We start from the raw sequence: 16,899 nt of genomic DNA, 5'->3' as shown, positions 1-16,899 counted from the left end.
GGACCTGTGTCTGAATCCACCGAAAACCCCGCACCGGCCGAGATCACCGAAGCGGCCGTGACCGCGGCGGTTACCGCCGCCCTCGCCGCCATTTCCACCGCCGCCGACTCGGCCGCCCTCAAGGCGGCGAGTCGTGAGCACGCCGGTGAGGCGTCCCCGCTCTCCCGCCTGAACGCCCTGATGCGTTCGGTGTCGAAGGAGCAGAAGGCCGCGGCCGGCAAGCTCGTCGGCCAGGCCAGGGGCCGGGTCACCCAGGCCCTCGCCGCCCGCGAGGCCGAGATCGGCGCGGCAGAGGCCGCCGCGAAGCTCGCCGCCGAAACCGTGGACGTCACCGCCGCGGCGTCGACCTGGCACGCCGGGGCGCGGCATCCGCTGGCCCTGCTGCAGGAACGCGTCGCCGACGTCTTCGTCGCGATGGGCTGGGAAGTCGCGGAAGGCCCCGAGCTCGAAAGCGAGTGGTTCAACTTCGACGCGCTCAACTTCGACGAGGATCACCCGGCGCGCGCGATGCAGGACACCTTCTTCATCGACCCGCCCGAGGCGCACCTCGTGCTGCGCACCCACACCTCGCCCGTGCAGATGCGCGCCCTGCTCTCCCGCGAACTACCGGTCTATGTTGTCGCGCCCGGCCGGGTGTACCGCACCGACGAACTCGACGCGACCCACACGCCCGTGTTCCACCAGATCGAGGGCATCGCCGTTGACAAGGGCCTCACGATGGCGCACCTCCGCGGCACCCTCGACCACTTCGTGCAGGCCCTCTTCGGCCCGGAGGCGAAGGTGCGGCTGCGGCCGAACTACTTCCCGTTCACCGAGCCGAGCGCCGAGCTCGACGTCTGGCACCCGACCTTCAAGGGCGGCGCGCGCTGGATCGAGTGGGGCGGCTGCGGGATGGTCAACGCCAACGTGCTCCGCTCGGCGGGGATCGACCCCGAGGTCTACTCGGGCTTCGCGTTCGGCGTGGGCGTCGAACGAGCACTGATGTTCCGCAACGATGTGAAGGATATGCACGACATGGTCGAAGGCGATGCACGGTTCAGCCAGCAGTACGGGATGACCGTCTGATGCGCGTTCCCCTGAGCTGGCTCGGCGAATTCGTCGACCTCGAACCCGGCACGACCCCCGAAGCCGTGCACGCCGCCCTCGTGAGCGTCGGCCTCGAAGAAGAAGAGATCCACCGCTTCGAGCTGACCGGCCCGATCGTGGTCGGCGAGGTTCTCGAGTTCGTCGGCGAACCCCAGACCAACGGCAAGATCATCAACTGGTGCCAGGTGCGCGTCGCCCCGGGCGACGAGACCGCGGCGGACGGCGGCCCCGCCGTGCACGGCATCGTCTGCGGCGCCCACAACTTCGTCGTCGGCGACAAGGTCGTCGTGACCCTGCCCGGCGCGGTGCTCCCCGGCCCGTTCCCGATCGCGCCGCGGAAGACCTACGGCCATGTCTCCGACGGCATGATCGCCTCCGCCCGTGAGCTCGGCCTCGGCGACGAGCACGACGGCATCCTGCTCCTGAAGAACCTCGGCCTCGACGACGCCCCGGTCGGCACGGACGCGATCGCCCTGCTCGGCCTCGACGACACCGCCGTCGAGGTCAACGTGACCCCCGACCGCGGCTACGCGTTCTCGATCCGCGGCATCGCCCGCGAATACTCGCACGCGACCGGCGCGGTCTTCCGCGACCCGGCCCTCGCGACCGTGCCCGCCGCCTCGACGGTCGAGTTCCCCGTCACGCTCGCCGACGCGGCCCCCATTCGCGGCCGCGTGGGCGCGAGCGTCTTCGTGACCCGGGCCGTGCGCGGCGTCGACCCGTCGCGCCCCACCCCGGCCTGGATGATCACCCGCCTCGCCCTCGCCGGCATGCGGTCCATCTCCCTGATCGTCGACGTGACCAACTACGTCATGCTCGAACTCGGCCAGCCGCTGCACGGCTACGACCTCGACACGCTGACCGGCGGCATCCTGGTGCGCCGGGCGGAACCGGGGGAGAAGCTCACGACCCTCGACGGCGTCGTGCGCGCCCTCAGCCCGGAGGACCTCCTGATCACCGACGAGTCCGGGGCGATAGGCCTCGCCGGGGTCATGGGCGGCCGCAGCACCGAGATCGGCGCCACCACCACGAACGTGCTCATCGAGGCCGCGAACTTCGACCCGGTGTCGATCGCCCGCAGCGCCCGGCGCCACAAGCTCCCGAGCGAGGCCTCGCGTCGTTTCGAACGCGGAGTGGACCCGCAGGTCGCCGCGATCGCGGCAGCCCGCGTCGTGCAGTTGCTCGTCGACCTCGCCGGCGGGACCGCCGACTCCCTCGGCTCCGCGATCGACTCCTCGGTGCCGCCCGTCGCGATCGAGCTCCCGCGTGACTTCATCTCCGGGCTCATCGGACGCACCTACTCCGTCGAGGAGGAGCGCTCCGCCCTCGCCGAGATCGGCGGAGAGCTCGTCGAGACCCCGACCGGGCTCTCGGTTACCCCGCCGACCTGGCGCCCCGACCTCACCGACAAGTGGACCCTCGCCGAGGAGGTCGCCCGGATCGTCGGCTACGACAGCATCCCCTCCGTGCTCCCGGTCGCCCCGCCCGGCCGCGGCCTGACTCTCGTGCAGCGCCTGCGCCGCACGGTTGCACAGACCCTCGCGGCCACCGGCCACACCGAGGTGCTCGCGTACCCGTTCGTCTCCGAGGCCGACAACCGCCTGTTCGCGCCGACCGCTGTCGTGTCGTCGGATGCCGCCGGTGCCGCCGCCGGCGTCCCCGCCGTCGCCGAGGTGCCCCAGATCCGCGTCGCCAACCCGCTCGACGGCGAGGCGCCGTTCCTGCGCGCCTCGATCCTCCCGGGGCTGCTGCGGATCGCGCATCGCAACCGTTCTCGCGGGATCACCGACCTCGCCGTCTTCGAACAGGGACTCGTCTTCCGGCCGGTGGCGGGCATCCGCTACGGCAGCCTCGTCGTGCCTGCCGGGGCCGTGCGCCCGAACACAGCCCTCGAAGCCGAGCTCAACGCGGGCATCCCTCCGCAGCCGTTCTCCGTCGCGGTCGTGCTGACTGGGAACACCGTGCGGCACCAGCCGGGCCGGGCGCCCGTCGCCGCCGGCTGGCAGGACGCCCTGACCGCCGTGCAGCAGGTCGCGCTCGCGACCGGAGTGCCGATCGTCGTGCGCCAGGGCGCGCACCCGGCAATGCACCCCGGCCGTACCGCCGAACTGTTCGTCGCCACCCCCGCCGGGGACCTGAGTGTCGGCTTCGCGGGCGAACTGCTTCCCGCCGTCGCCGCGGAGTTCGACCTGCCCGCCGTGGTCGGAGTCGCCGAGATCACCCTCTCCGACGTCTTCGCCCAGGCCGGCGCCGACCTGCACGCCGCGCCGATCAAGACGATGCCCGCCGCGACGCAGGACCTGTCGCTCGTCGTCTCCGCGGCGGTGCCCGCCGCCGAGGTGCTCGCCGCCGTGTCCGAAGGCGCCGGTGCGCTGCTCGACCACATCGAACTCGTCGACGACTACCGCGGCACCGGCATCGAGCCCGGCCTCAAGTCGCTGACGTTCGCGCTGCGATTCCGGGCCGCCGACCGCACCCTGACCGCTGCGGAGGCGAGCGACGCGAAGCTGGCCGGCGTCGCCGTCGCGGCCGCGCGCTTCGACGCGACCCTCCGCGAGTAGCCCGACCCACCCCCGCCCCAATCCCGCTCGACCCTCCGCGATCCTCCGATCCCAGCGCGCGCCACGTGCGCCGTTTCGCGCCAAGCATGCCTGGCGCGAAACGGCGAAACTGGCGCGCGATTGGGGAGAGGTGGCGCGTAACGGCGAAACTGGCGCGCGATCGGGCGGAGGTGGCGCGAAGCGGCAGAGGTGCCGCGCAACTTTCTTGCGTGCGCGGCCGGCGCGCGTCTCGGTGCCCGGGGGCGGATGCCGGCGGGAACCGGCCCGATTCTGCCCGGATTCCCGGGGGCGCGGGGTGGCGCGATAGGTTTGTCACATGGCTTTTTCGGTAGCAATTGCAGGCGCGAGCGGCTACGCGGGCGGAGAATTGCTGCGAATGCTCGCCGGACACCCCGAATTCGAGGTGCGCACGGTGACCGCGCACAGCAATGCGGGCCAGCGACTGATCGACGTGCAACCGCACCTCCGCAGCCTCGCGCACCTCACTCTCGGGGACACGAGTGCCGCGAACCTCGCCGGGCACGACGTCGTCTTCCTCGCCCTGCCGCACGGCGCATCCGGTGCCCTGAGCGCTGAGCTGTCGCCCGACACGCTCGTGATCGACTGCGGCGCGGACCACCGGCTCGAAGACGCCGGCGACTGGGCCGCGTTCTACGGCGGCGACTACTTCGGCTCCTGGGCCTACGGCGTTCCCGAACTGCCGATCCCCGGCGGCGGCAAGCAGCGCTCCCGCCTGATCGGCGCCCGGCGGATCGCCGCGCCCGGCTGCAACGCCAGCACGGTCGCCCTGGCGCTCGCGCCCGGGATCCACGCCGGCGTGATCGAGGCCGCCGACCTCGTCGCCGTGCTCGCCGTCGGACCCTCGGGTGCGGGCAAGAGCCTCAAGGTCCCGAACCTCGCCGCGGAGGTGCTCGGCTCCGCCAACCCGTACGCGGTCGGCGGCACCCACCGGCACATCCCCGAAATCCAGCAGAGCCTGCGCTGGGCGGGGGCCGTGAACCCGACCATCTCCTTCACGCCCGTGATCGTGCCGATGTCCCGCGGCATCCTCGCGACGGCGACGGCGCGCCTCGTGCCCGGCACCTCCGCGGCCGCCGTGCGCGCGGCCTGGGAGAGCGCATACACCGACGAACCGTTCGTGCACCTGCTCCCGGCCGGGCACTTCCCCCGCACGAGCGACGTGCTCGGCGCCAACACGGCACTCATCGGCCTCGCCGTCGACGAGGCCGCCGGCCGCGTCGTCACGGTGACCGCCGTCGACAACCTCGCCAAGGGCACCGCCGGTGCCGCGATCCAATCCGCAAACCTGGCCCTCGGGCTGCCCGAGACCCTGGGCCTCAGCATGAATGGAGTCGCGCCGTGAGCGTCACAACCCCCGCCGGATTCTCGGCAGCCGGCGTCACCGCCGGCCTCAAGCACTCCGGCGGACTCGACCTCGCCGTGGTGCAGAACCTCGGCCCGCTCTCGAGCGCCGCAACCGTGTTCACGAGCAACCGCTGCAAGGCGAACCCGGTGATCTGGAGCCAGCAGGTCATGCGCGGCGGCAGCGTCCGCGCGATCGTGCTCAACTCCGGAGGCGCGAACTGCTACACCGGCAGCATCGGCTTCCAGACCACCCACGCGACCGCGGAGGCCGTCGGCGACCGCCTCGGCGTCTCGGCCGGCGAGGTCATCGTCTGCTCCACCGGCCTGATCGGCGAACAGCTCGACCTGGACAAGATCACCGCCGGCATCTGGGGCGCCACCCTCGCCCTGCAGAAGGACGACTCCACCTCCGCAGAGGCCGGCCTCTCCGCGGCCCGGGCCATCATGACGACCGACACCACCCCGAAGCAGTCCGCCGTGACCGCGCCGGCCGGCTGGTCGATCGGCGGCATGGCCAAGGGCGCCGGCATGCTCGCACCGGGACTTGCGACGATGCTCGTCGTGATCACGACCGATGCCGTCCTCGACTCCGCGCAGCTCGACACCGCACTCCGGACGGCCACCCGGATCACCTTCGACCGCCTCGACTCCGACGGCTGCATGTCGACCAACGACACGGTCAGCCTGCTCGGCTCCGGCGCGAGCGGCATCGCACCGGACGAAGCCGAATTCGCCGCGGCACTCACCGCGATCTGCCAGGACCTGACCCTGCAGCTCCAGGCCGACGCCGAGGGCAGCGCCCACGACGTCGCCATCACGGTGCGCGCCGCCGAGACCGAAGCCGACGCCGTCACCGTCGCCCGCGCGGTCTCCCGCAGCAACCTGTTCAAGACCGCCATCTTCGGCAACGACCCGAACTGGGGCCGCGTGCTCGCCGCCGTCGGCACGACGGATGCCGCCTTCGACCCGTACAACATCGACGTCACGATCAACGGGGTGCAGGTGTGCACGGCGGGGGAGCCGGACCAGCCCCGCGAACTCGTCGACCTCACCCCCCGGTCCGTCACGGTGCTGATTACCCTGCACGCGGGGGACGCGGAAGCGACGATCTGGACCAACGACCTCACGCACGCCTACGTCGAAGAGAACAGCGCGTACTCGAGTTGACCCGGCACACGCACGGCAAGGGCTCGCACCGGCATCCGCTCGCGGACACCGGTTCGGGAACGCACGCGGGCGCAGGCACGCACGCGGACACCGACCCAGCGGACCCGTCCGCCGACGACCGCAACCCGGTCGTGACCGAGAACGAGACGAACACCCGGGCCGAGGCCGCGGTCAAGGCCGAGACCCTGATCGAGTCACTGCCCTGGCTCAAGCACTTCCACGACAAGATCATCGTCGTCAAGTTCGGCGGCAATGCCATGGTCAGCGAGGCCTTGCAGCGCAGCTTCGCCGAGGACATGGTCTACCTCCGCTACGCCGGCCTCCGCCCCGTCGTCGTGCACGGCGGCGGCCCGCAGATCTCGGCCATGCTCGAACGCCTCGGCATCGAGAGCGAGTTCCGCGGCGGCTACCGCGTGACGACCCCCGAGGCGATGGACGTCGTGCGGATGGTGCTCACCGGCCAGATCAACCGCGAACTCGTCAGCCACATCAACGAGCACGGCCCGCTCGCGGCCGGCCTGTCCGGCGAGGACGCCGGCCTCTTCCAGGGCCGCCGCCGCGGCACCGTGATCGACGGCGTCGAGGTCGACCTCGGCCTCGTCGGCGACGTGATCGGCGTCGACCCCGAGGCCGTGCACGCGCAGCTCGACGCCGGCCGCATCCCGGTGATCTCCTCGATCGCCCCCGACACGGATGTCCCTGGCCAGTCCCTGAACATCAACGCCGACGCCGCCGCCGCGGCCCTGGCCATTGCGCTCGGGGCAGAGAAGCTCGTGATCCTCACCGATGTCGCCGGTCTCTACAGCGACTGGCCGAACCGGGACTCCCTCGTCTCGATCATCGAGGTTCCGGAACTGCGTGCCCTGCTGCCAGACCTCGAATCCGGGATGATCCCCAAGATGACCGCCTGCCTCGACGCCGTCGACGGCGGCGTCGCCAAGGCGGCCATCATCGACGGCCGCGTGCCGCACTCGATCCTGCTCGAGGTCTTCACCGGAAGCGGCATCGGCACCGAAGTCGTACCCCGGGCCAAGTAAAGCCCGCACCACACCGCACCACAACATCGACACAACGGATTTGAGAATGACAGGCGAAACGATCACCGACTCACCGGCAACCTACGCGGGCACGACAGACGCGGCCACGCTCGCGGCACGCAGCGCGGGCTGGCGGGACCGATACACCGCGGCGATGATGCTCACCTTCGCGCCGCCGCGCGCGATGCTCGTCCGCGGCGCCGGCTGCTACGTCTGGGACGAGAACGGCACCGAATACCTCGACTTCCTCGCGGGCATCGCCGTCAACTCCCTCGGGCACGCCCACCCCGAGATGGTCGCCGCCGTCTCCGCCCAGGTCGGTACCCTCGCGCACATCTCCAACTACTTCGCGTCTCCGTCCCAGATCGAACTCGCCGAACGGCTCAAGCGCATCACCGGCGCCGGGCCGGCCGGCCGGGTGTACTTCTGCAACTCGGGCGCCGAGGCCAACGAGGCCGCGTTCAAACTCGCCCGCCTCAACATCGGGAGCGATCCCGCCCGGCCGCGTACCCGCATCCTCTCGTTGCACGAGTCCTTCCACGGCCGCACCATGGGCGCGCTCGCCCTGTCCGGCAAGCCCGCGATGCGGGCGCCGTTCCTGCCGGTTCCCGGCGGCGTCGAGCACATACACGCGACCTTCGAGGCCCTCGAGACCGCGATCGACGACACCGTCGCCGCCCTCTTCCTCGAGCCCGTGCAGGGGGAGGCCGGCGTCATTGACCTGCCGGACGGCTTCCTGCGACGTGCCCGCGAACTCTGCACCCGGCACGGGGTGCTGCTCATCCTCGACGAGGTGCAGACCGGTGCCGGACGCACCGGAGACTGGTTCGCGTACCAGCACGACGGCATCCTGCCCGATGCGATCTCGATCGCGAAGGGCATCGGCGGCGGCGTGCCGATCGGCGCCCTCGTCACCTTCGGTGCGGCCTCCGAGCTCTTCCAGCGCGGCCAGCACGGCTCGACCTTCGGCGGAAACCCGCTCGCGACCACGACCGCGAACACCGTGCTCGGCATCATCGAGCGGGACGGCCTCGTTGCCAATGCCGCCCGGCGCGGCGAGCAGCTTCGCGAGCTGATCCTCGGATTCGACTCCCCGCACATCCTCGAGGTCCGCGGCCGCGGCCTGCTCCTCGGCATCGGCCTGGCCGAGCCCGTCGCCCTGAAGCTCGCCGACGCGGCCCTCGACGCCGGGCTCATCGTCAACGCCGCCAACGAGTCCACCCTCCGGCTCGCGCCGCCGCTCATCGTCGGCGACACCGAACTGGCCGAATTCGGGCGCCGATTCGGGCTCGCCCTGGCCAGCCTCTAGGCTGAAGAATCCCCCATTCCAGCGAAAGTGACCCCGTGACCCGCCATTTCCTGCGCGACGACGACATCTCCCCGGCCGAACAAGCCGAGATCCTCGACCTGGCCCTGGTGCTCAAGCGCGACAGGTTCCAGGCGAAGCCCCTCGCCGGCCCCCAGACCGTCGCCGTGATCTTCGACAAGTCATCCACCCGCACCCGGGTGTCCTTCGCCGTCGGCATCGCCGACCTCGGCGGCAGCCCGCTGATCATCAGCACGGCCAACAGCCAGCTCGGCGGCAAGGAGACGGCCGCCGACACCGCCCGCGTGCTCGAACGCCAGGTCGCCGCGATCGTCTGGCGCACCTACGGCCAGGCCGGCCTCGAGGAGATGTCCCTCGGCACCACCGTGCCCGTCGTCAACGCGCTCTCCGACGACTTCCACCCGTGCCAGCTCCTCGCCGACCTGCTCACCATCCGCGAACACCGCGGCGAGCTCGCCGGCCTCACCCTCACCTTCCTCGGCGACGGCGCCTGCAACATGGCCCACTCGTACCTCCTCGCCGGCGCGACGGCGGGCATGCACATTCGCATCGCCTCCCCGGCCGGCTACACGCCGCAGCCGCAGGTACTGGCGGATGCCGAGGCGATCGCCGCGACGACCGGCGGCTCGATCGCGCTCTACACCGACCCCGCGGAAGCGGTCACCGGTGTCGACGTCGTCGTCACGGACACCTGGGTGTCGATGGGTTTCGAGGAGGAGAAGGCCGCACGCGTCGCCTCGCTCGGCTCATACCGCGTCGACAGCGCGCTGCTCGCCCGGGCCAAGCCCGATGCGCTGTTCATGCACTGCCTCCCCGCCGACCGCGGCTACGAGGTCACCGCGGATGTCATCGACGGCCCGCAGAGCATCATCTGGGATGAGGCCGAGAACCGCCTGCACGCGCAGAAGGCGCTGCTGGTCTGGCTGCTCGGCCACAACACCAACCCGTAAACTGAGACTTAGTAGATATTTAGAGGGAGAACCATGGCTGAACGTGTTGTGCTCGCATATTCCGGTGGACTGGATACCTCGGTCGGCATTGGCTGGCTGAAGGATGCGACCGGCAAGGAGGTCGTAGCCCTCGCCATCGACGTCGGACAGGACGGCGAAGACATGGAAGCCATCCGCCAGCGTGCGCTCGACTGCGGCGCGGTCGAGGCCATCGTCGTCGACGCGAAGGACGAATTCGCCAACGACTACATCGTCCCGGCCCTCAAGGCCAACGCGCTGTACCAGAAGCGTTACCCGCTCGTCTCCGCGCTCAGCCGCCCGCTGATCGCCAAGTACCTCGCCTCGACCGCGAAGGCCCTCGGCGCCGACAGCGTCGCCCACGGGTGCACCGGCAAGGGCAACGACCAGGTCCGGTTCGAGGCCGCCGTCGCCGCGCTCGCTCCCGACCTGATCTCCCTCGCCCCGGTCCGTGACTTCGCGCTGACCCGCGACAAGGCCATCATCTACGCCGCCGAGCACAACCTGCCGATCAAGCAGTCCGCGAAGAGCCCGTACTCGATCGACCAGAACGTCTACGGCCGCGCGGTCGAGACCGGCTTCCTCGAAGACCCGTGGAACGCCCCGATCGAAGACCTTTACACGTACACCCAGGACCCGACGGTCACGCGCGACGCGACCGAGGTCGTCATCCGCTTCGACCAGGGCGTGCCCGTGGCGATCGACGGCAAGCCGGTCACCCCGCTGCAGGCCATCGAGATCATGAACAAGCTCGCCGGAGACCAGGGCGTCGGCCGGATCGACATGGTCGAGGACCGTCTCGTCGGCATCAAGAGCCGCGAGGTCTACGAGGCCCCCGCCGGCATCGCCCTCATCGCCGCGCACGAAGAGCTCGAGAACATGACGATCGAGCGCGACCTCGCCCGCTACAAGCGCGGCGTCGAAGCCAAGTGGGCCGAACTCGTCTACGACGGGCTCTGGTTCTCCGGCCTCAAGCGTGCCCTCGACGTGTTCATCGACGAGACGCAGAAGTACGTGACCGGCGACATCCGCCTGAAGCTGCACGCCGGCAGCGCGGTCGTCACCGGCCGCACGAGCCCGCAGAGCCTCTACGACTTCAACCTCGCCACCTACGACACCGGCGACACCTTCGACCAGTCCATGGCCAAGGGGTTCATCGAGTTGTGGTCGCTGCCGAGCAAGATCTCCGCACGCCGCGACCTGGCCGGCAAGTAGGGTCCGGAGCATGACAGGTGATTCTCCGGTCAACCGCGCCGGTGAAGCGGGCGCCCTCTGGGGTGGCCGCTTCGCCGGGGGACCGAGCCCCGAGCTCGCCCGGTTGAGCAAGTCGACCCAGTTCGACTGGCCGCTCGCGCCCTACGACATCCGGGGCTCCCGGGCTCACGCCCGCGCCCTGGCCGCCGCGGGCTACCTGAGCGCCGAAGAACTCGCCGCTATGATCGCCGGGCTCGACACGCTCGACGCCGCCATTGCCGACGGGAGCTTCCAGCCTGCCGAGAGCGACGAGGACGTGCACTCCGCGCTCGAACGCGGCCTGATCGACATCGTCGGCGCCCCGCTCGGCGGCAAGCTCCGCGCCGGCCGCAGCCGGAACGACCAGGTCGCCACCCTGATCCGAATGCTGCTCCGCGACAAGGCAGCGAGCATCTCCGCGCACCTGATCACGGTGATCGACGCCCTCGCCGCCCAGGCGGAGGCCAACGAGACCGCGATCATGCCCGGGCGCACCCACCTGCAGCATGCCCAGCCGGTCCTACTGGCGCACCACCTCTTCGCGCACTGCTGGCCGCTCGTGCGCGACCTCGAACGCTTCACCGACTGGGGCAAGCGCGCCGACTACTCGCCGTACGGCTCCGGCGCCCTCGCCGGGAACACCCTCGGCCTCGACGCCCGGCTCGTCGCGACCGACCTCGGCTTCGGCCACGTGGTCGAGAACTCGATCGACGGCACCGCGAGCCGCGACCTCGTCGCCGAGTTCGCATACATCACCGCGCAGATCGGCATCGACATTTCCCGCCTCGCCGAGGAGATCATCCTCTGGAACACCCGCGAGTTCGGTTTCGTCACCCTCGACGACTCGTACTCCACCGGGTCCTCGATCATGCCGCAGAAGAAGAACCCCGACATCGCCGAACTCGCCCGGGGCAAGTCCGGTCGCATGATCGGCAACCTCACCGGCCTGCTCACGACCCTCAAGGGCCTTCCGCTCGCGTACAACCGCGACCTGCAGGAGGACAAGGAACCCGTCTTCGACTCGATCGACACCCTCGAGGTGCTCCTGCCCGCCTTCGCCGGTATGATCGCGACCCTGACCTTCCACACCGAGCGGATGGCGGAACTCGCCCCCGCGGGCTACTCCCTGGCCACGGATGTCGCCGAATGGCTCGTGAAGCAGCGGGTGTCGTTCCGCGACGCGCACGAGATCACCGGGTTGCTCGTCAAGTACGCCGAGCAGAACGAACTCGAACTGCACGAGGTGGACGACGCCGCGCTCCTCGCGATCTCGCCGCACCTGACCCCCGAGGTGCGCAGCGTTCTGAGCATCCACGGGTCGGTCGAGGGTCGCGACGGCCAGGGCGGCACCGCCCCGGTTCGCGTCGCCGAGCAGCGGGCCGTGCTCGTCGCCCGGGTCCGCGTGCTCGCGTCGGCACTCGAGCTCTAGCGGGCAATCCCCGTGGGCGTCAACCGGGACCCGCGTCGTGACGGGCGCCGCCGGTGACCCTCGACCGGGAACGGCATCGTGATGGGCACAGCCGGTGAGCCTCGACGGAGACCGGCGTCGTGTTGGGCGCTACCGGTGAGCCTCGACCGGGACCGGCGTCGTGTTGGGTGCCGCCGGTGAGCCTCGACCGGGAACCGCATCGAGATGGGCACAGCCGGTGAGCCTCGAAGCGGACCTGCTCGCGCGGCCGTCGGTCGGACTCGCGCCGCTTCTCCTCGGCGCTGTGCTCCGCCGCGGCGGGGTCGCGCTGCGGATCACCGAGGTCGAGGCGTACCTCGGCGACGGAACCGACCCGGGCTCGCACGCCTTCCGCGGTCGCACCCGGCGTAACTCGACCATGTACGGCCCGCCCGGGCACCTCTACGCGTATTTCAGCTATGGAATGCACGTCTGCGCCAACATCGTCTGTTCCCCGGAGGGCTCCGCGTCAGCGCTCCTGCTCCGCGGCGGCGAAATCGTCGACGGACTGGCCGAAGCCCGGTCGCGCCGCACGACCTCGAAGACCGACACCGACCTGGCGCGGGGACCGGCTCGACTCACGATCGCCCTCGGAATCGGGCTCGACGACGACGGTGCCGATCTCGCCGTCCCGCCGTTCGAGCTGACCCTGCCCGCCGTTCCGGTGCCGGCAGTACATACCGGGCCGCGCACCGGTGTCAGCGGTCCCGGCGGGGGAGCGGAATTCCCCTGGCGATTCTGGATCCCGGGCGACCCGACCGTCTCGCCCTACCGGCGGCATCCGCAGCTCGCGCTGCCCGGCCCCGGCCCGGTCCGGCCCTGACTCGCCCGCCCCACGGCGGTCACGCGCCCCGAGGGGGCTAACTCAGGAAATCTAGCCGCCGGGCGGTCGTCGGCCTGCGGACCAGTGCGGCCGGTGCTCGCGAGCCCGAAGATTCTCCTGAGTTAGCCACGCCCTGGGCGGTCATGCCGGCTCGCGGGGACTGGCTCAGGAATTCTGCCTGCACACACGGCCGGTCGCGCGTTCTCCCGGTGTCGAATTCAGGAGATCAGCCCACCGGGCAGTCGCCGGCCCGCGGACGAGTGCGGCTGATTTTCGCGAGCCGGACGATTCTCCTGAGTTAGCCACGGATGCCCGGGCCGACCCCGACAGCTGCAGGGCGTGCCGGTGCGGGTGAGGCGCGAGCGATGGGAGCGGGGGCCTAGCTGGTCGCGATCTTGACGAGGGCGGCGCACGCGCACGCCCAGATCAGGCTCGCGAAGGTGCCGATGATGAAACGCTCACGGGTTTCGGCTTCGGTGAGTTCGGTGAACCGGCCGACGCCCTTGATGGCGACGACGACCGCGATCGCCTCGGGGAACCCGGCGAGGATCGCGCCTGCAACGGCGAGCCGTTCGAGGATGCCGATCATCAGGCCGCCGCGGAGCACCTCGTGCACGGCGCCGGTCACGCCGGGGGCTACCGGAGTCGTGCCGTCGTCGACGAGGATTCCGCCGTGCTGGCCGGGCCGCGCGGAATCGTGAGTGGCGAAGTCGAGCGCGAGCAGGGCCATCGGGCCGCCGCCGACCACGGCGAGGGCGAGCGCGATCAGGCCGAGCATGACGCCGAAGGTGTCGCTGCCGCCGGGCGCGGGGGCCGCCGCGATCAGGAGCGCGCCGGCGAGGGCGCCCGCCGAGATGATCGCGAAGCTCTGTTTTCGCCACCGGAATGCAATCACGGCGCAGACAAGCGAGCCGATGGTCACGAGCAACAGCAACAGCCAGTACAGCGTGGCGAGGATCTGGAAGGACTGGATCATGATCCGGCGGTGTCCGTTTCTGTCGAAGTCTGCTCGAGGTCTTCCATGAGCCTAACCAGTGCGGGGTGCGCGGCCTCTTCGACCCTCCAGAGCGCGGACTTGATCCGCTGGCTCACCGCCGCGGGCGTGATCCCGAGCCGGCCGGCGATCTCGACCTGGCTCAGGCCGTCGCGCAGCAGGTCGACCGCCGCCCAGCCCTCCGGCGAGCGGCGCTGGCGGAGCAGGAGCACGGTCGCGATGAGGGCCTCGACCTCGGCGCCGGCCAGGAGCGGGCCGCTCCCCGACGGGGTGAGTGCCGGCACTTCGCGCGTGCGACCCGCAGGCGCGCCGGGCTGCGACCGGCCGGCGGATGCCCCGGCGACCGTGGCCCCGGAGCCGTCCGCGTCGAGGGCGAAGCGGGCATCCGCTTTCTTTGCGCGGGTCACGGCGGCCCGCGCGGCGATGAATGCCGCGCCGGAGGCCTGGCGGGTGGCGTGGGGGAGCGGCTCCCTGACCGGGCCGATGCCCAGGCCGATGCTCCAGTGCCCGGACCGGTGCAGGGCGAACACGACGTCGAGCGCGGCCGCCGCGTCGGTGAGCAGTACCTGGATCTCGTCTCCAGAGGTCTGGTCGGGGGGCAGCACGAAGGCGGGGCCGAAGTCGGCGGCGAGGCGGGCGATCATCTCGCCGGCCCGGTCCCGGTCGTGGCGGCTGTCGATCTGGTCTGCGGTGATCACGAACATGAGCGCGCCTCCCGGCCGGTTGGTGTGCAGCGTGCGGAGTCGCGCGCATAAAGTAAGCCTACACACTAAATAGGTTCCTATTCATGGTGCAGACTTAATTCTTTACGATGAAGGTTCAGGCCTGTCCTCCCGGCCCGGCACTGCCGCGCTGGTAATCTGGGCTGCGTGTCAGATCCAGCGATCCTCAAGCAGCAGTCCAACGACGTCACCTTCGAGAATGTCTGGGAGGAGATCTCCTGGCGCGGCCTTGTGCAGGTATCCACCGACGAGACCGAGTTGCGCACACTGCTCGCGGGGGAGCCGATCACCTTCTATTGCGGATTCGACCCGACCGCGCCGAGCCTGCATCTCGGCAACCTCGTCCAGCTCCTGCTGATGCGCCGACTGCAGCTCGCCGGCCACCGGCCGCTCGGCCTCGTCGGCGGGTCCACCGGCCTGATCGGTGACCCACGGCCCACCGCGGAACGAGTGCTGAACACCAAGGACACCGTGAGCACTTGGGTCGGTTACCTGCAGGCGCAGGTTTCGCGCTTCCTGAGCGCCGAGGGCGACAACCCCGTCACCCTCGTGAACAACCTCGACTGGACCGGTCCGCTCAGCGCGATCGACTTCCTGCGCGACATCGGCAAGTACTTCCGGGTCGGCACGATGCTCAAGAAGGATGCCGTGAGCGCCCGGCTCAACTCCGACGCCGGCATCAGCTACACCGAGTTCAGCTACCAGGTGCTCCAGGGCCTCGACTTCCTCGAACTCTTCCGCGCGCACGGCTGCGTGCTGCAGACCGGGGGCAGTGACCAGTGGGGCAACCTCACGAGTGGGACCGACCTGATCCGAAAGGCGGAGGGCGCGAGCGTGCACGCGATCGGCACCCCGCTGATCACGAACAGCGACGGCACCAAGTTCGGTAAGAGCGAGGGCAACGCCGTCTGGCTCGACCCCACCCTGACAAGCCCTTACGCCTTCTACCAGTTCTGGCTCAACACCGACGATGCCGATGTGATCCTGCGCCTCAAGATCTTCACGTTCCTGACGCGCGCCGAGATCGAAGGGCTCGAGGAATCGGTCGCGACCGAACCGTTCAAGCGGCTCGCCCAGCGCACCCTCGCCGTCTCGGTAACGAGCCTCGTGCACGGGAGGGCGGCGACGGATGCTGCCATCCACGCCGCGCAGGCTCTCTTCGGCCAGGGTGACCTCGCCGACCTCGACGAGGCGACCCTCGAGGCAGCCCTGCGTGAACTCCCCAACACGACGACCGCTCCCCGCGCGCCGGTGATGCAGTTGCTCGTGGACACCGGACTCACGACGAGCCTGAGCGAGGCCCGCCGCGCGATCAACCAGGGCGGGGTGTACCTGAACAACGTCAAGGTCCTCAGTGATGACCAGACCATCGAGGGAGCCGTGCTCCCCGGTGGGGTCGCCGTGCTCCGCCGCGGCAAGAAAACCCTCGCCGGCATCTTCGTCCAGTAGCCCCGCCCCGCCCGTCCCCGCCCCGTGGGTCCCCGACCCGCGGTGTACTGTTCCGCGAGAGCGGACTTTTGGCCCTTAAGACTCCGTTTTAGGGGCCAAAAGTGTACTCTCGCGGGGTGTTGGCGGGGTGTTGGCGGGGTGTGGGCGGGGGTGGGCGGATGCTGGGCGCGGGCGTTGCGGGGGTGGTGACACGCCCGGGGGTGCATGGGTTTTGACGGGGTGGGCGGGGGCACGTAATGTCTTCACGTACCCCAAAGGTGCGGAAAAGCCGCAGTGCTTTCCGGCCTCACGTGGGACCGAAGTTTTACGTTTTTCTTACTCTTGTTTCTGTGATTCGAGGGTGTCAGGCGTAGGCTTGAAAGTCTTCCTTCCGCATGTTTCATCGGGTTGGTAAGAATCCTATTTCGGACGCGTTTTTCGTGTCTGAGACCGGGTTCTGGCCGATTTGACAGGGACTGCGGGGGAGGTTAGGTTAGACAAGTTGCCTCGGAGCGACAGCCACTAAGCCGGTTACGGTGTGGCCTGAAGCCGGGTGCGTCCGATCCTTGAGAACTCAACAGCGTGCACAATGTCAAATGCCAAAAACCTCGTGGTTTGGATCCGTTTCTAGCGGTGAAGGGCCAAGAGATTCCTTTGGAAAACATTTATAACAACAAAGCAAGTCAGTAATGATTTGTTCTGTCAGTTTCAAACTTGTGGTTGGTCCGCCCATTCCGGCGG

The 16,899-nt window shown here is 69.8% G+C and carries 13 protein-coding genes; 11 read left to right on the top strand and 2 right to left on the bottom strand.

The window, feature by feature from the left end:
- Positions 1 to 6: 6 nt before the first annotated feature.
- The 10 genes from pheS (at position 7) to E3O44_RS00340 (ending at position 13,014) form a co-directional block, all read left to right on the top strand.
- On the top strand, positions 7 to 1,065 hold the full coding sequence (pheS, locus tag E3O44_RS00385) for a phenylalanine--tRNA ligase subunit alpha (protein WP_134531710.1): 1,059 nt from the start codon (positions 7 to 9) through the stop codon (positions 1,063 to 1,065).
- A complete protein-coding gene (gene pheT / locus E3O44_RS00380) occupies positions 1,065 to 3,647 on the top strand; it encodes a phenylalanine--tRNA ligase subunit beta (RefSeq protein WP_134531709.1) in 2,583 nt (860 codons plus the stop codon). Before pheS ends, pheT begins: the two co-directional genes overlap by 1 nt.
- 316 nt (positions 3,648 to 3,963) lie before the next feature.
- Positions 3,964 to 5,010, top strand: a complete 1,047-nt coding sequence (gene argC / locus E3O44_RS00375; RefSeq protein WP_134531708.1) for an N-acetyl-gamma-glutamyl-phosphate reductase — start codon at positions 3,964 to 3,966, stop codon at positions 5,008 to 5,010.
- Positions 5,007 to 6,179, top strand: a complete 1,173-nt coding sequence (argJ, locus tag E3O44_RS00370) for a bifunctional glutamate N-acetyltransferase/amino-acid acetyltransferase ArgJ (protein ID WP_134531707.1) — start codon at positions 5,007 to 5,009, stop codon at positions 6,177 to 6,179. The genes argC and argJ overlap by 4 nt, the downstream gene beginning before the upstream one ends.
- A 131-nt stretch (positions 6,180 to 6,310) precedes the next feature.
- Complete coding sequence (argB, locus tag E3O44_RS00365) at positions 6,311 to 7,216, top strand: acetylglutamate kinase (RefSeq protein WP_134531719.1); 906 nt, start codon at positions 6,311 to 6,313, stop codon at positions 7,214 to 7,216.
- Positions 7,217 to 7,262: 46 nt separating this feature from the next.
- Positions 7,263 to 8,525, top strand: coding sequence for an acetylornithine transaminase (locus E3O44_RS00360; protein ID WP_134531706.1), 1,263 nt, complete (start codon positions 7,263 to 7,265; stop codon positions 8,523 to 8,525).
- A 35-nt stretch (positions 8,526 to 8,560) separates the two neighbouring features.
- Positions 8,561 to 9,493, top strand: a complete 933-nt coding sequence (gene argF / locus E3O44_RS00355) for an ornithine carbamoyltransferase (protein ID WP_134531705.1) — start codon at positions 8,561 to 8,563, stop codon at positions 9,491 to 9,493.
- A 33-nt stretch (positions 9,494 to 9,526) separates the two neighbouring features.
- The gene (locus E3O44_RS00350) at positions 9,527 to 10,726 is read left to right on the top strand and encodes an argininosuccinate synthase (protein ID WP_134531704.1); all 1,200 of its coding nucleotides are present in this window, start codon (positions 9,527 to 9,529) and stop codon (positions 10,724 to 10,726) included.
- Positions 10,727 to 10,736: 10 nt separating this feature from the next.
- Positions 10,737 to 12,173, top strand: coding sequence for an argininosuccinate lyase (gene argH / locus E3O44_RS00345; RefSeq protein WP_134531703.1), 1,437 nt, complete (start codon positions 10,737 to 10,739; stop codon positions 12,171 to 12,173).
- A 217-nt stretch (positions 12,174 to 12,390) separates the two neighbouring features.
- Positions 12,391 to 13,014, top strand: a complete 624-nt coding sequence (locus E3O44_RS00340) for a DNA-3-methyladenine glycosylase (RefSeq protein ID WP_134531702.1) — start codon at positions 12,391 to 12,393, stop codon at positions 13,012 to 13,014.
- Between the two features lie 379 nt (positions 13,015 to 13,393).
- On the opposite strand, the gene E3O44_RS00335 is transcribed toward E3O44_RS00340, so the two are convergent.
- Both E3O44_RS00335 and E3O44_RS00330 read right to left on the bottom strand, forming a co-directional pair.
- The gene (locus E3O44_RS00335; RefSeq protein ID WP_134531701.1) at positions 13,394 to 13,990 is read right to left on the bottom strand and encodes a hypothetical protein; all 597 of its coding nucleotides are present in this window, start codon (positions 13,988 to 13,990) and stop codon (positions 13,394 to 13,396) included.
- On the bottom strand, positions 13,987 to 14,712 hold the full coding sequence (locus E3O44_RS00330; RefSeq protein WP_134531700.1) for a DNA-binding protein: 726 nt from the start codon (positions 14,710 to 14,712) through the stop codon (positions 13,987 to 13,989). Before E3O44_RS00330 ends, E3O44_RS00335 begins: the two co-directional genes overlap by 4 nt.
- A 165-nt stretch (positions 14,713 to 14,877) precedes the next feature.
- Between E3O44_RS00330 and tyrS the strand changes: the two genes are divergently transcribed.
- Positions 14,878 to 16,179, top strand: a complete 1,302-nt coding sequence (tyrS, locus tag E3O44_RS00325) for a tyrosine--tRNA ligase (protein ID WP_241975932.1) — start codon at positions 14,878 to 14,880, stop codon at positions 16,177 to 16,179.
- Positions 16,180 to 16,899 lie beyond the last annotated feature (720 nt).

It is taken from the genome of Cryobacterium algoricola, assembly GCF_004402485.1.
GTDB classification, from domain to species: Bacteria; Actinomycetota; Actinomycetes; order Actinomycetales; family Microbacteriaceae; genus Cryobacterium; species Cryobacterium algoricola.
The sequence above is the reverse complement of the archived record's forward strand: the minus strand, read 5'-3'. Positions and strand labels throughout refer to the sequence as shown.

Excerpts from the sequence above, each read along its gene's own strand:
- E3O44_RS00360 (WP_134531706.1), top strand. The coding sequence starts at position 7,263 with ATGACAGGCGAAACGATCACCGACTCACCGGCAACCTACGCGGGCACG.
- E3O44_RS00335 (WP_134531701.1), bottom strand. The coding sequence starts at position 13,990 with ATGATCCAGTCCTTCCAGATCCTCGCCACGCTGTACTGGCTGTTGCTG.
- argC (WP_134531708.1), top strand. The coding sequence starts at position 3,964 with ATGGCTTTTTCGGTAGCAATTGCAGGCGCGAGCGGCTACGCGGGCGGA.
- E3O44_RS00330 (WP_134531700.1), bottom strand. The coding sequence starts at position 14,712 with ATGTTCGTGATCACCGCAGACCAGATCGACAGCCGCCACGACCGGGAC.
- pheT (WP_134531709.1), top strand. The coding sequence starts at position 1,065 with ATGCGCGTTCCCCTGAGCTGGCTCGGCGAATTCGTCGACCTCGAACCC.
- E3O44_RS00350 (WP_134531704.1), top strand. The coding sequence starts at position 9,527 with ATGGCTGAACGTGTTGTGCTCGCATATTCCGGTGGACTGGATACCTCG.
- argH (WP_134531703.1), top strand. The coding sequence starts at position 10,737 with ATGACAGGTGATTCTCCGGTCAACCGCGCCGGTGAAGCGGGCGCCCTC.